This is a genomic window from Mesorhizobium sp. CNPSo 4670 (assembly GCF_057784235.1).
Genome location: NZ_JBWJFQ010000001.1, coordinates 278,941 through 292,089 on the forward strand (window position 1 = coordinate 278,941; position 13,149 = coordinate 292,089).

Annotated in this window: 12 protein-coding genes; 9 read left to right on the forward strand and 3 right to left on the reverse strand. The window is 65.9% G+C overall.

The window, feature by feature from the left end:
• The first annotated feature begins 3 nt into the window (after nucleotides 1–3).
• Genes AC0ZT5_RS01215 through AC0ZT5_RS01240 form a run of 6 tightly spaced genes read left to right on the forward strand, consistent with a single transcriptional unit; the run spans nucleotide 4 to nucleotide 5,559 of the window.
• Entirely contained in the window at nucleotides 4–1,080 is a 1,077-nt protein-coding gene (locus AC0ZT5_RS01215) for a Gfo/Idh/MocA family protein (RefSeq protein ID WP_488494932.1), read from the forward strand.
• Entirely contained in the window at nucleotides 1,080–1,898 is an 819-nt protein-coding gene (locus AC0ZT5_RS01220) for a sugar phosphate isomerase/epimerase family protein (RefSeq protein ID WP_488494933.1), read from the forward strand. Before AC0ZT5_RS01215 ends, AC0ZT5_RS01220 begins: the two co-directional genes overlap by 1 nt.
• Nucleotides 1,898–2,728: an alpha/beta fold hydrolase gene (locus AC0ZT5_RS01225; RefSeq protein WP_488494934.1), complete on the forward strand. Its 831-nt coding sequence runs from the start codon at nucleotides 1,898–1,900 to the stop codon at nucleotides 2,726–2,728. Before AC0ZT5_RS01220 ends, AC0ZT5_RS01225 begins: the two co-directional genes overlap by 1 nt.
• Nucleotides 2,725–3,447, forward strand: a complete 723-nt coding sequence (locus tag AC0ZT5_RS01230; protein WP_488494935.1) for a ribulose-phosphate 3-epimerase — start codon at nucleotides 2,725–2,727, stop codon at nucleotides 3,445–3,447. The genes AC0ZT5_RS01225 and AC0ZT5_RS01230 overlap by 4 nt, the downstream gene beginning before the upstream one ends.
• Nucleotides 3,444–4,466 carry an ROK family protein gene (locus AC0ZT5_RS01235; RefSeq protein WP_488494936.1) on the forward strand — a complete coding sequence of 341 codons (1,023 nt, stop codon included), beginning with the start codon at nucleotides 3,444–3,446 and terminating at the stop codon, nucleotides 4,464–4,466. Before AC0ZT5_RS01230 ends, AC0ZT5_RS01235 begins: the two co-directional genes overlap by 4 nt.
• Nucleotides 4,459–5,559 (forward strand): ABC transporter ATP-binding protein, encoded by a 1,101-nt coding sequence (locus AC0ZT5_RS01240; protein WP_488494937.1) that lies wholly within the window; start codon nucleotides 4,459–4,461, stop codon nucleotides 5,557–5,559. Before AC0ZT5_RS01235 ends, AC0ZT5_RS01240 begins: the two co-directional genes overlap by 8 nt.
• A gap of 72 nt (nucleotides 5,560–5,631) precedes the next feature.
• Here AC0ZT5_RS01240 and AC0ZT5_RS01245 read toward each other — a convergent pair whose 3' ends face one another.
• Nucleotides 5,632–6,960: a dicarboxylate/amino acid:cation symporter gene (locus tag AC0ZT5_RS01245; protein ID WP_488494938.1), complete on the reverse strand. Its 1,329-nt coding sequence runs from the start codon at nucleotides 6,958–6,960 to the stop codon at nucleotides 5,632–5,634.
• Between the two features lie 171 nt (nucleotides 6,961–7,131).
• Between AC0ZT5_RS01245 and AC0ZT5_RS01250 the strand changes: the two genes are divergently transcribed.
• From AC0ZT5_RS01250 to AC0ZT5_RS01260, 3 genes are read left to right on the forward strand one after another with little or no spacing between them, the layout of a single operon-like run.
• On the forward strand, nucleotides 7,132–9,102 hold the full coding sequence (locus AC0ZT5_RS01250) for a sensor histidine kinase (protein WP_488495271.1): 1,971 nt from the start codon (nucleotides 7,132–7,134) through the stop codon (nucleotides 9,100–9,102).
• Nucleotides 9,099–10,490, forward strand: coding sequence for a sigma-54-dependent transcriptional regulator (locus AC0ZT5_RS01255; RefSeq protein ID WP_488494939.1), 1,392 nt, complete (start codon nucleotides 9,099–9,101; stop codon nucleotides 10,488–10,490). Before AC0ZT5_RS01250 ends, AC0ZT5_RS01255 begins: the two co-directional genes overlap by 4 nt.
• A 41-nt stretch (nucleotides 10,491–10,531) precedes the next feature.
• Nucleotides 10,532–10,960: a GNAT family N-acetyltransferase gene (locus tag AC0ZT5_RS01260; RefSeq protein ID WP_488494940.1), complete on the forward strand. Its 429-nt coding sequence runs from the start codon at nucleotides 10,532–10,534 to the stop codon at nucleotides 10,958–10,960.
• Here AC0ZT5_RS01260 and AC0ZT5_RS01265 read toward each other — a convergent pair whose 3' ends face one another.
• Together AC0ZT5_RS01265 and AC0ZT5_RS01270 are read right to left on the reverse strand one after the other, a co-directional pair.
• Nucleotides 10,961–12,076: an anhydro-N-acetylmuramic acid kinase gene (locus AC0ZT5_RS01265; protein WP_488494941.1), complete on the reverse strand. Its 1,116-nt coding sequence runs from the start codon at nucleotides 12,074–12,076 to the stop codon at nucleotides 10,961–10,963.
• A gap of 10 nt (nucleotides 12,077–12,086) precedes the next feature.
• Nucleotides 12,087–13,094: a serine hydrolase domain-containing protein gene (locus AC0ZT5_RS01270; RefSeq protein WP_488494942.1), complete on the reverse strand. Its 1,008-nt coding sequence runs from the start codon at nucleotides 13,092–13,094 to the stop codon at nucleotides 12,087–12,089.
• Nucleotides 13,095–13,149 lie beyond the last annotated feature (55 nt).

Genomic DNA, 13,149 nt, shown 5'->3' on the forward strand with positions numbered 1-13,149 from the left:
ACGATGATCAAGAAACAGGACAGACGCCTCAGGGTCGGCGTGCTCGGTTGCGGCCCCATCGCGCAGTTTGCGCATCTGCAATCCTGCGCCAAGGCCAGCAATGCCGATCTCTATGCCATCTGCGACGCGGCACCCGACCTCCTCGCCCGCATGGGTGCCACCTACGAACCGCGGAAAATGTATGCCGACTATGACGCGATGCTCGCCGATCCCGAACTGGAAGCGGTCATCGTCGCCACCTCGGACGCCTATCACGTGCCGATGTCGATCAAAGCGCTCGATGCCGGCAAGCATGTGCTGTGCGAAAAGCCGATAGGCACCTCGGTGGAGGAGGGCGAGGCGCTGGCCGAGGCGGTCAGACGCTCCGGCAAGGTCCTGCAGGTCGGCCACATGAAGCGCTTCGATCCCGCGCTGGAGGCGGCGCGCGATTTCGTCCGCGACGAGATCGGCGAGGTGCTGGCGCTGAAGGCCTGGTACTGCGATTCCACCCATCGCTACACCAACACCGATGCCATCCAGCCGCTGCCCGTCACCAGCAAACTGGCGAGGAAACCGAGCGGCAATCCGAAGGCTGATCTCAGGCAGTATTTCATGCTGGCGCACGGCTCGCATCTCGTCGACACGGCGCGCTTCCTGTGCGGCGATATCGTCGCCGTGCGCGCCCGCCTCAACGAGCGTTTCGGCGCCTATTGCTGGTTTGTCGAGACCGAATTTGCCAGCGGCGCGCTCGGCCATCTCGATCTCACCGTAGCCGTGCGGATGGACTGGCACGAAGGTTTCCAGCTCTATGGCGAGAACGGCTCTGTCATCGCCAAGACCTTCAACCCCTGGTACTTCCGCGCCAGCGAGGTCGAGATCTTTCACGAGAAGACCGCCACGGCCCACAAGCCGCTCGGCGCCGACGGCCATTTCTTCCGCCGTCAGCTGGAAGGTCTTGCCCGAACGGTGCTGGAAGGCGCGCCGATGCGCGGCGCCAATGTCGAGGACGGTATCGCCTCGATCCGCGCCATGGTCGCCATTGCGCGCTCGGTGGTATCAGGCGAGCGGGTTGAACTCGCCTCGGTTTCGGGGGCGGTCTGATGCGTCTCGGCATTTTCGCCAAGACCTTTCCCGGCGCCGAGCCGGCCGCCGTGCTGGCCGCCGTGCGGCACGCTGGCTATGAGACCACGCAGTTCAATCTCGCCTGCGTCGGCGTGCCGTCGATGCCGGATGCCGTGCCGGCGGAAGCCCTCGCGGCGATCCGTGCCGCCGCGCAGTCGACCGGTCTTTCGCTTGCAGCACTTTCGGGCACCTACAACATGGCGCATCCCGACAAGGCCGTTCGCGACGATGGCCTCAGGCGCCTTGCCGTCGTCATCGAGGCTGCTGCTGCCCTGGGTATTCCCCTGGTCACGCTCTGCACCGGCTCGCGCAACGCCGCCGACCAATGGGCGTACCATCCCGACAATGCCGATCCGGCGGCCTGGTCCGACATGGCCACCGAGATGGCGAAAGCACTGGTGCTGGCAGAAGCCGCCGGTGTCGATCTCGGCATCGAACCCGAGCAGGCCAACATCGTCACCTCGGCGAAGGATGCCACCAGGCTGATCGCCGAGATGGGATCGAAGCGCCTGAAGATCGTGCTTGATCCGGCAAACCTGTTCGAACATGCGACGCCCGGCGAAGCGCGTACCATTGTCGCCGCCGCGATCGGCGAGGCGGCCGGCCACGTCGTCATGGCGCACGCCAAGGACCGCTATGGTGACGGCCGTTTTGCCAGCGCCGGCCAAGGCATCGTCGACTTCCCGGATTTCGTCGCTCGGCTGAAGGCGGTGGGCTTCGACGGGGCGCTCGTCACCCATGGGCTGTCCGCCGACGAAGCCCCCAGCGTCGCCGCCTTCCTGCGAAGGCTCCTGTGATGGACACCGCGCCGACGGTCATGCTTCGCGACGATGCGGCGCTTTGTATCTTCGATACAGGGCAGGGGTTTCCGGTCATCTTCCAGCATGGTCTCGGCGGTGATGCGGCGCAGGTGGCGCAGAATTTTCCCGACAGTCCGTCATACCGCCGGCTGACCGTCGAATGCCGCGCACAGGGCGGCTCCGGCGCCGGCTCCAGGCGGCCCTTTTCGATCGCCATGTTTGCCGACGACGTGCTGGCCGCCGCTGACGCGGCCGGCCTCGACCGCTTCGTCGCCGGCGGCGTCTCTATGGGCGCGGCGATCGCGCTGCGGCTTGCAAGCCGTTATCCGGACCGCGTCCTGGGTTTGGTGCTGGTGCGCCCAGCCTGGAGCTTCGATCCCGCGCCGCAGAACATGCGGCCCTTCTCGGAGGTGGCGAAGCTCATCCGCGACCGTCCGCTGGAGGACGCGCGCAACGCCTTTGCAACCTCGGTCACCGCCGCCCGCTTTCGTGGGGAAGCGCCTGACAATCTTGCTTCCCTGCTTGGTTTCTTCGAGCGCGAAAATGCGGCTGTCTTCGCCGAGGTGATGCGGGCGATCGCAAACGATGGGCCCGGCGTCACGCCGGCGGCTGCCGGCAACCTCGCTATCCCCACGCTGGTCATCGGCAGCCGCGTCGATCTCGTCCATCCGTTGGCAACCGCCCAAGAGCTTGCCGAAACCATCCCCGATGCAGTCTTCAGCGAGGTGACGCCGAAGGCCACCGACAAGGATCGTCATTTCGCCGAGGTCCGTGCCGCTATCGCGGGCTTCCTCGGTGACCGTTTCAACAACCAGGACCAGTCATGATCTCGAAACCTCTCTCAGGCCAGGCCGCCATCGCCGCACTGCCGCGCGATCGCATGATCGCTGAATTCTCGCTGTGGTCCGCCGACCTCGTCAATTTCGAGCGCGATCTGAAGCGCATCGAGCCCTATGTCGACCTTCACCACATCGATGTGGCGGACGGTCGTTTCGCCCCGTCCTTCCTGTTCTTTCCCGATCTCGTCGCCCGCATCGCCGGGCTGACGGCCAGACCCATCCATGTTCATCTGATGGTCGATGCGGCTGTAGTCGAGTCGCAGACGCGCCAATTCATCGAGGCCGGCGCCGACATGATCAGCGTCCATGCCGAGAACGGCGAGGCGGGACTGCGCGCCGTCCGGCTGGCGCGGGAACTCGGCGCCGAAGCCGGCGTCGTGCTCAGGCTGGAGACACCGGTCGAGATGGTGACGCCCTTCGTCTCCGAAGTCGCCTGCGTCACGCTGCTTGGCACTGCCATCGGCGTCAAGGGCCAGAGCCTGTCGGACAAGGCCTGCGACAGGCTGGGCGCTGCCCGCGCCATCCTGAGACAGGCCGGCCGCGAGGCGGCCGTGATCCTGGCCGCCGATGGCGGCATCCGCCACGAGACCGTGCCGTTGCTGCGCGCTGCCGGCGCCGAAACCGTGGTTCTCGGCTCGCTCGCCTTCGGCGACAAAGACTTGGCCGGCCGCATCGGCTGGCTGCACGGTTTGAAGGTCGCGGCATGAGCAACGAAGCCGCCCTTGCGATCGATCTTGGCGGCACCGAGCTTCGTGCCGCCCTGGTCGACCGTGACGGCAAGATCCTGGCGTTCTCCGCAGTGCCGACACAGGCGCAAGCCGGTCCCGACGTGGTGATCGGCCAGATCGAGGCGCTGGCCGCGACGGTTCATGCCGAGGCGCCGGCGCTCGCCATTATCGGCGTCGGCGTCGGCGCGCCGGGACCGCTCGATCCGCTGGCCGGCATCGCCGTCGGACCGCCGACACTCGCCGGCTGGCTGGACGTGCCGCTTGCCGATATCCTCGAACGGCGGCTCGGCCTGCCGGTGCGGCTGGAGAACGACGCCAATGCCGCCGCACTCGGCGAATGGCGCTTCGGCGCCGGTCACGGCGCCCGCTCGCTGGTCTTCGTCACGGTTTCCACCGGCATCGGCGGCGGCGTCGTCGTCGACGGGCGCATCCTGCATGGCCGCCGAGGCCTCGCCGCCGAAATCGGCCACATGACCATCACCAATAAAGGCGAGCGTTGCATGTGCGGCGTCGTCGGCTGCTTCGAGGCCATCGCCTCGGGCACCGCGCTCGGCCGCCGCGCCAACGCCGCGACAGCACCCTTTGATGGCTCGGCGCTGCGGCGCCTCTCGGGCAACGGTGAAGTGACCGGCCGTCACGTGGTCGAGGCGGCGCGGCTGCAGGACGAGCTTGCCTTGGCCCTGCTCGAGGAGGAGGCCCGATGGCTGGGCATCGGCTTCACCAATCTTTTGCATCTCTATTCGCCCGATGTGCTGGTTGTCGGCGGCGGCATTGCCAATGGCCTCGACCTTATGGCACCTGTCATCGAGGCGACTATCAGCCAGCGGGCCATGCGTGCCTATCGCGACGTGCCGGTTGTTCAGGCCCAGCTTGGCCGCCACGCCGGGCTGGTTGGTGCTGCCAGCCTTGTCCTGTTCGATGACGGAGGTACGCTGGCGGCACGCATGCCTGTCGGTCCAAGCACATATCCGGATGCGAGGAGGGACTTCAATGGCTGAGCTCAAGCTGCGCGGCGTGCGCAAATCCTATGGCAATGCCGAGGTGATCAAGGGCGTCGACCTCGATGTCGGCGACCGCGAATTCGTCGTCTTCGTCGGCCCGTCGGGCTGCGGAAAGTCGACGCTGCTGCGCATGATCGCCGGTCTCGAGAAGATCACCGCCGGCGAGCTGATGCTTGATGGCGCGCGCATCAACGAGGTCGATCCCTCCGAGCGTGGCCTCGCCATGGTGTTCCAGTCCTATGCGCTCTATCCGCATATGACGGTCGCCGAGAATATGGGTTTTGCGCTGAAGATCGCCGGGCTGCCGGTCGTCGAGCGTGACGCCAAGGTCAAGGCCGCGGCCGAGGTGCTGCAATTGTCGCATCTGCTCGAACGGCGGCCAAAGGAGCTGTCCGGCGGCCAGCGCCAGCGTGTCGCCATTGGCCGCGCGATCGTGCGCCAGCCGAAGGTGTTCCTGTTCGACGAACCGCTGTCGAACCTCGATGCAGCACTTCGCGTCAACATGCGGCTTGAGCTGATGCAACTGCACGAGCGGCTCGCCGCCACCATCGTCTATGTCACACACGACCAGACGGAGGCGATGACCATGGCCGACAAGATTGTCGTCCTTAATGGCGGCACGATCGAGCAGGTCGGCTCGCCGCTCGACCTGTATGCCAGGCCAGCCAATGTCTTCGTCGCCGGCTTCATCGGCTCGCCGAAGATGAATATGCTGCCCGTGCGGGTTCTCTCCGCCAACGCGGATGGCGTTGCAGTTGCCCTGCCGGGCGGATCCGGCCTGGTCGTTCCGGTCGAGGCGGGCGCGCTTGCGCAAGACAGCGAGCTGCTGCTTGGCATCCGGCCGGAACATATCCGTATCGCCGATGCGGGCCAGTTCAAGGGCGAGGCGGTGCTGGCGGAACGGCTCGGCGGCCTGACCATCCTGCATGCCGAGATCGGCGAGAAGACGAGGCTGGTCGTGCAGACCGAGGGCATCGACACGACACCGCTGCACAGCCCCATCGCCATGCAGGCCGACCCCTCCCGCTGCCATCTATTCGCCGCCGACGGTAAGGCGCTGGCACCGCTGCGCAAAACGGGCAGCGCCTGACATCCGTTCCTTTACGGCAACGGCCGGAAGCTGTGAGCCTCCGGCCGTTGATTTGGTATTGAAGCGAGCGGACTACTCGGCGGGAACGATATCAGCCGGCAGGCTGTCGTCGACCGTGCCCGCCAATGCCCTGGCGAGCTGGGCTTCATCGAGTTCGCCTTCCCAGCGTGCCACCACCAGCGTGGCGACTGCATTGCCGACGAAGTTGGTCAGCGCCCGGCACTCCGACATGAAGCGGTCGACGCCGAGGATCAGCGCCATGCCGGCGACCGGAACCGCCGGAACGACCGACAGCGTGGCGGCCAGGGTGATGAACCCGGCTCCGGTGATGCCGGCGGCGCCCTTGGAGGAAAGCATCGCAACCAGCAGCAGCAGGATCTGGTCGCCCATCGACAGGTGGATGTTGGTCGCCTGCGCGATGAACAGTGCCGCCAGCGTCATGTAGATGTTGGTGCCGTCGAGGTTGAAGGAATAGCCGGTCGGGATGACCAGACCGACCACCGAGCGCTTGGCGCCGGCCTTTTCCATCTTTTCCATCAGCGAGGGCAGGGCGGCTTCCGACGAGGACGTTCCCAGCACCAGCAGCAGCTCTTCCTTGATGTAGCGGATCAAGGACAGGATGGAGAACCCATTGTAGCGGCAGACAGCACCCAGCACGACGAAAACGAACAGCAGCGACGTCACGTAGAAGGTGCCGACCAGCATGGCGAGGTTGATGACCGCGCCGATGCCGTATTTGCCGATGGTGAACGCCATGGCGCCGAAGGCACCGATGGGTGCGGCCTTCATCAGCACGCTGACCAGCTTGAAGATCGGCGTCGTCAGGGCCTGCAGGAAATTGAGGACTGGCGTGCCCTTTTCGCCGACCAGCGCCAGCGAAATGCCGAACAGCACCGAGAAGAACAGCACCTGCAGGATGTCGCCATCGGCGAAGGCGCCGACGATCGTCGTCGGGATGATGTTCATCAGGAAGCCGGTGACCGACTGGTCATGCGCCTTGGCGGCATAGGTGTTGACGGTCGAGGCGTCGAGTGTAGCCGGGTCGATGTTGAAGCCAGCGCCCGGCTGCACGACATTGGCCACGACGAGGCCGATGATCAGCGCCAGCGTCGAGAAGGTGAGGAAGTAGAGCATCGCCTTGCCGGCGACTCGCCCGACCTTCTGCAGGTCGCTCATGCCGGCGATGCCGGTTGCCACGGTCAGGAAGATGACCGGGGCGATGATCATCTTGACCAGCTTGATGAAGGCGTCGCCGAGCGGCTTCATGCTCTCGCCGATCGACGGATAGAAGTGACCGAGCAGGATGCCGACGGTGATCGCGACGAGCACCTGCACGTAGAGTTGGGCATAGAAAGGCTTGCGCTGCGCGGCAAGCGCGCCTGATTGGTCTGCGATGTGCATCGAACTCTCCCTGGCCGGATGGACGGAATGCACCGCCCTGCGTGAACTTCTCCCATCGCGGCGCTCCGGTCGCACGCCGCTGCAAGGACTTTTGCAAGCGCTGTGCCAGATCGGTGAAAGGCCGGAATCCCTGGATTTCGGCGGTTGTCAGGCGCTTTGCCGCGAATGCCTGTGCGGATTTCCGCACAGGCAGCGTTTGCCTGGGCGGAATTTCGCATTACACTGGACCGCAAGGCTGCGGGGAAAAACGGGCCGCGAGGAAAAGGGAGAGGGCAGACGTCGCAAGCAGGCATCGACAGGGGATACGCGGCCGTCCGTGAATTGCTGCGCGAAGCGGTGGCCCGGCTGCGCGATGGCCGCTGGCGTGTCGTGATCGTCGCTCTTGCGGTTCTGGCAGGCGCGATCGCCATCGCCGGTCGCATCGCCACCGGCCAGGCGGCCGACAATCTGCGCGACGGAGCACTTGCCGCCCTGCCACTGGCGGCGGGAACCCTGACCGGCGAAATCGAAAAGCAGCGCCTGGTTCCATTGGTGCTGTCACGCGACGATGCCGTGCGCGGGGCGCTGCGCCGGGCCGGAAAGATGCAAGAAGCGGCCCTCAACGACAAGCTCAGGGCGATTGCCGGCGATGCATCGGCGTCAGCCATCTATGTCATCGACACGGCCGGCATCGCGATATCAGCCAGCAATGCCGGCGAGCCGACGAGCTTTGTCGGCATCGACTATAATTTTCGGCACTATTTCCGGGAGGCGATGGCCAAGGGTGCCGCCAGCCAATATGGCCTCGGCACGATCAGCGGCCGGCCGGGTCTTTACCTCGCCAGCCGCGTCGATGATGGCGGCAAGCCGCTTGGCGTTGCGGTGCTGAAGGTCGAACTCGACCGCGTCGAAGCCAATTGGCGCTCCAGCGGCTTTCTTGTTTTCGTCACCGACGAACGCGGCGTGGTGCTGGCCACCAGCCAGCCCGAGTGGCGGTTTCATGCCCTGGCGCCACTCTCGGCCGCGGATGCTGCTGCTGCCCGCGAGCAGCTTCAGCTGGCCGATGCCGGCTTCGAACCGCTGCCGTTGCAACGCGGTGCCGGTGACGGCCTGGCGACAATCGACAGCTCCGGAAAGCCGCGCCAGTTCGTTGAAGTGGTACAGGACCTGCCCGGTGCGGTGCCCGGCTGGCGTCTGTGGCTGCTGACGCCCGCCGACGCGGCTTTGTCGTCCGCCGCCAACACGGCGCGCCTGACCACGCTGCTCGGGTTGCTGCTCATGGGCCTGCTTGCCTTCGTGCTGACCCGGCGCCGGCGCGCCCGCCGGCTGCGGCAGGAAGCGCTGGCGCGCATGAATGCCGAACTGGAGAGCCGGGTGAGCACGCGAACGGCCGAGCTGACCCGATCCAACACGGCGCTTGCCGGCGAAATCGCCGAGCGTGAGAACGCCGAAGCCAAGGTCCGCCGGCTGCGTGACGATCTCGCCCAGGCCAACCGGCTTTCCATCCTCGGCCAGATCGCCGCCGGCGTGGCGCACGAGATCAATCAGCCTGTCGCCGCCATCCGCACCTATGCCGAGAACGCCGGCCGCTTTCTCGACACCGGCAAGAGCGAGCCGGTCAGCGGCAATCTGACATCGATCGTTTCGATGACCGAGCGCATCGGCGCGATCACCAGCACCTTGCGCACCTTTGCCCGGCGGCCAGGCGTCGCCGCCTCGCCATTGCCGGTTCGCGAGGCGATCGATGGCGCACTGTCGCTTCTGTCCGGCCGCATCCGTGATTCCGGCGTGACCATCGTCAAGCCGCGCGGCAGTGCGTCGCCGGTGGTCATGGCCAGCCGTATCCGGCTCGAGCAGATCCTCGTCAACCTGTTGCAGAATGCGCTGGACGCCATGAAGGACCAGCCCGATCCCCGCATCGAGATCGACATCGCCGAGCGCGACGACAGGGTGCTGATTTCGGTGCGCGACAACGGCCCTGGCCTCGGACCGGAAGCGGCCGGCAATCTGTTCATGCCGTTCCAGACCACCAAGGAGAAGGGGCTTGGCCTCGGACTGGTGATCTCGCAGGAGATCGCCCAGGAATTGGGCGGTACGCTCCGGCTCGATCCCGATAGCGCCGGCGGCGCATCCTTCACCATCGACTTGAGGCAAATTGAATGACACACGCATCAGGGCTGGTGGCGCTCGTCGAGGACGATGCGGACCTGCTTCACGCCACCACGCAATTGCTCGAACTTGCCGGCTTCGCGGTGGTCGCGCTCGACGCCGCCGAGGCGGCGCTTGCCGTCGTCGACAGGAATTTCGAGGGCGTGGTCGTCAGCGACATCCGTATGCCGGGCATGAACGGGCTGCAGCTGTTCGATCGCATCAAGGCGATCGACCCCGACATACCGGTGATCCTGGTCACCGGGCATGGCGACGTCGATCTTGCGGTCGCCGCGCTCAAGGATGGCGTTTACGATTTCATCCCGAAACCCTATGCCGGAGATCGCCTCGTCGAGGCGTTGAGACGGGCATCGGAGAAGCGGCGGCTGGTGATGGAAAACCGGCGGCTGCGCGAGGCAGCGGCGCAGGCTGCCGACGGCCTGCCGCTGATCGGTGAAGCGCCCGTCATCCGGCGGCTGCGCGAGACCTTGCGGCAGATCGCCGACATGGACGTCGACGTGCTGGTGGAGGGCGAGACCGGAACCGGAAAGGAAGTGGTGGCCGACCTCTTGCACAGATGGGGGCGGCGGCGCGCAAAGCCCTTCGTGGCGCTGAATTGCGGCGCCCTGCCGGAGACAGTCATAGAAAGCGAGCTGTTCGGCCACGAGGCGGGCGCGTTCACCGGCGCGCAGCGGCGGCGGATCGGCCGCATCGAGCATTCCAGCGGCGGCACGCTGTTCCTCGACGAGATCGAATCCATGCCGCCAGCCCTCCAGGTCAAGCTGCTGCGTGTGCTCGAAACGCGCAGCGTCACCCCGCTTGGCTCGAACGAGACCCGGCGCGTCGACCTCCGGGTCGTCGCGGCGACCAAGGTGGATCTCGGACGGCAGGACCAGCGCGGCGACTTTCGCGAGGATCTCTATTTCCGCCTCAACGTGGTGACTCTGCGCATTCCGCCATTGCGCGAGCGGCGTGGCGACATCCCGATGCTGTTCGGCCATTTCCTCGGCAAGGCCGCGGAACGATTCGGCCGGCCGGTCGCCGGGGTGAATGCGGCGGTCAGCGATCATCTCCAGTCGCATGCATGGCCGGGCAATGTGCGCGAGCTTGCGCATTTTGCCGATCGCGTCGCGCTCGGCCTCGGCCCGGACGACGAGACGAAAGCGGTTCCCGCGCACTTGCCGGAGCCGGCGGCCACACTGCCTGAACGGGTCGGCCACTACGAGGCGCAACTCATCCGCGACGCGCTGCGCGACCACGGTGGCGATGTGCGCAGTGCCATCGACGCACTCGGCGTGCCGCGCAAGACCTTCTACGACAAGCTCAAGCGCTACGGCATTGCCGCCTCCGAGTTTCGCAATGGCGGCGATGCCGATCCGCATCCTGTTCGGGACCCGATATAGACATTGCATGAGCGCCATGCTGCGCATCTTGGAAAAGAGCCATGAAGACGAAACTTGAAACGACGGCAAATCCCTCGCCGGAAGAACTCACCTTTCTCGCCGAACGGCTGACGGCGTTCAACGACGGCGACGTCGGTACTTCCGAAAGAAAGGCCCTGGCCGTGTTCGTGCGCGACGAGGATGGCGCCGTCGTCGCCGGCATCTCGGGCTACACCGCCTGGGGCTGGCTCTATGTGCAGTGGCTGTGGGTCGATGAAAGGCTGCGCGGCCAGCAGATGGCCGGCAACATGCTGGATGCGGCCGAGCAGGAAGCGGTGGCGCGCGGCTGCCGGAATGCCTGGATCGACACCTTCAATCCGCACGCCGCCAAGGTCTATCAGCGCCAGGGTTATCAGCCCTTCGGAACGCTTGCCGATTTCCCTGTCGGCCGCAGCCGCATCTTCCTGCGGAAGACGCTTCCAGGGGCCTGACTAACCGGCGAGCCGTCCGCCGCGCATCGGCTGCGGCGCGCCGGTCGTGCTGGGGAAGCTGATCGGCAGGCCCCTCAGCACGCGGACCGCGAGGAAGGCAAAGCACTCCGCCTCTACCGCGTCGCCGCTCCAGCCAAGGCTTTCGGCCTGCACCACCTCGACGCCAGCGCGGCTGGCGAGCATCGCCATCATTGTCGGGTTATGGCGGCCACCGCCGCTGACCACGAGTTTTTTCGGCCGGCGCGGCAACAGGTCGAGCGCCTTGCCGACGGCGGCAGCGGTGAAGGCGGTCAAAAGGGCTGCGCCATCCTCGGCATTCATGCCGTCCGCCATCGCGGCGCCGAAGTCGAAACGGTCCAGCGATTTCGGGTAGGGCTTGGTCAGATAAGGGTGCTGCAGCAGCTTGGCGAGCCGTGCCTCGTCGACCGTTCCCGCCCGGCCGAGCGCGCCGTCGCGGTCCATGTCGCCGAGCCCTTTCGATTTGATGAAATCGTTCAATGGCGCATTGGCCGGTCCGGTATCGAAGGCGACGACGTTGTCGGCACCATCCCACCAGGTGATGTTGGCGACGCCGCCGAGGTTGAGCACCGCCACCTCGCCGCTGGCGCCGGCGCTGCGCATCAAAGCGGTGTGATAGGCAGCGGCCAATGGCGCGCCTTGCCCGCCGGCGCGCATGTCGGCCGAGCGGAAATCATAGGCGACCTTGGTGCCGAGGATTGCGTGCATGAGTTCGCCGTCGCCGAGCTGCCGGGTCTGGCCGAGCCGGCCCACCTGTGGCGCGCGATGCAGCACGGTCTGGCCGTGAAAGCCGACGACGCCGATATCGGCCATCTTCATCCCGTAGCTTTCCACGAGTTCCTTGACCGCCGCCGATTGGGCACGCGTCAGGGCTTCTTCCGCCTTGCGAAAGATCGCCGGCTCCGGCCCGGTGAAATTCCAGGCTCTTGCCTCGTTCAGCGTCTCTTCCAGCAGCGAACGGATCGACGGGGGATAGGGCATCAGCCGATAGGTGCCGAAATCGTCGATGCGCTCGCCATCGGTCTTGATCAGCGCGACGTCGATGTTGCCGTCAAGCACGGTGCCGGTCATCAGGCCGACGGCCCAGATTGGTTCCATGGTCACTTCCCTAACAATCCTCGTTGACAAGATCGCCGACGGCATGCCGAAGCGCGGCGATGCCGCTGTCGAAATGACGTGTCGGATGGATCCGGTTGGTGAGCAAGGTCCAGGCCTTGCCTCTGTCGAAGTCGATCCACAGTCCCGTGCCGGTGAAGCCGGTGTGGCCGATGGTTCCTGGGCTGCACAGCGGCCCGCCGGACCAGCCCTCATAGGGGCGCTCCCAGCCGTGGGTGCGGGTGGCGGACAAGGGCGTGCGCATCAGCTCGATCGAACGCTCGGACGCACCCGTGCCGTCCAATAGCCCCTGCGCGAAATCGAGGACGGAAGCGGCTGTTCCGAACAGGCCGGCATGTCCGGCCCCTTGCAGTGCCGAGCAATTGTCGTCGTGCACCTCGCCGGACAAAACGCGATGGCGCCAGGTGCAGTCCTCGGTCGCAGCGGCAGCGTCCGGCTCGGCGGAGAACGCGAAGCCCGGGCCGGGATCCATGTTCCGGATTGTTTTTCCCGACAGCCGCTCCAGCGCAAAGCCGAGCAGGATGAAGTTGATGTCGGAATAGACCGGGTCGCAGGCGCGCCATTCGCGCTGCAGGATGAAGGCACGCAGCAGCTCGGGATCGCGCCCATAGGTATAGATAGGCTCGACGGCGGGAAACGGCGTCTTGTGGCCAAGGCACTGGCGGAAGGTCACCTTCCGCTCCCAAGCCTCTTGATCATACTGGCGCAGGTCCGGCAGCACCGAGATCAGCGGCGCATCGAGATCGATGCCGCCGTTTTCCGCCAGCGTCAGGATGCGCGGCGTCGTGAAGATGACCTTGGTCAGGGACGCCAGATCGAACCATGTCTGGTCCTGCATGGGTCTTGGTTTCGGCACCAACTGCGCGGAGCCGACCGATCTGACGATGCGTGCGCCATCTTTGTCGACAATACCGAGCACGCCGCCGGGAATGCGCTTGGCGACCACTGCAGCTTTCAGCGGCTGGAACGCGCGATCGAAGAGCTGGGCGAGGGCGCTCAATGCCAGGCTCCATCCGAAAGGTAGCGTTCCGTCCCACCCCCCTCTGCCCTGCCGG

Bases quoted from the DNA above. Each gene is read 5' to 3' on its own strand.
- AC0ZT5_RS01215 (WP_488494932.1), top strand. From the start codon at position 4: ATGATCAAGAAACAGGACAGACGCCTCAGGGTCGGCGTGCTCGGTTGC.
- AC0ZT5_RS01220 (WP_488494933.1), top strand. From the start codon at position 1,080: ATGCGTCTCGGCATTTTCGCCAAGACCTTTCCCGGCGCCGAGCCGGCC.
- AC0ZT5_RS01225 (WP_488494934.1), top strand. From the start codon at position 1,898: ATGGACACCGCGCCGACGGTCATGCTTCGCGACGATGCGGCGCTTTGT.
- AC0ZT5_RS01230 (WP_488494935.1), top strand. From the start codon at position 2,725: ATGATCTCGAAACCTCTCTCAGGCCAGGCCGCCATCGCCGCACTGCCG.
- AC0ZT5_RS01235 (WP_488494936.1), top strand. From the start codon at position 3,444: ATGAGCAACGAAGCCGCCCTTGCGATCGATCTTGGCGGCACCGAGCTT.
- AC0ZT5_RS01240 (WP_488494937.1), top strand. From the start codon at position 4,459: ATGGCTGAGCTCAAGCTGCGCGGCGTGCGCAAATCCTATGGCAATGCC.
- AC0ZT5_RS01245 (WP_488494938.1), bottom strand. From the start codon at position 6,960: ATGCACATCGCAGACCAATCAGGCGCGCTTGCCGCGCAGCGCAAGCCT.
- AC0ZT5_RS01255 (WP_488494939.1), top strand. From the start codon at position 9,099: ATGACACACGCATCAGGGCTGGTGGCGCTCGTCGAGGACGATGCGGAC.
- AC0ZT5_RS01260 (WP_488494940.1), top strand. From the start codon at position 10,532: ATGAAGACGAAACTTGAAACGACGGCAAATCCCTCGCCGGAAGAACTC.
- AC0ZT5_RS01265 (WP_488494941.1), bottom strand. From the start codon at position 12,076: ATGGAACCAATCTGGGCCGTCGGCCTGATGACCGGCACCGTGCTTGAC.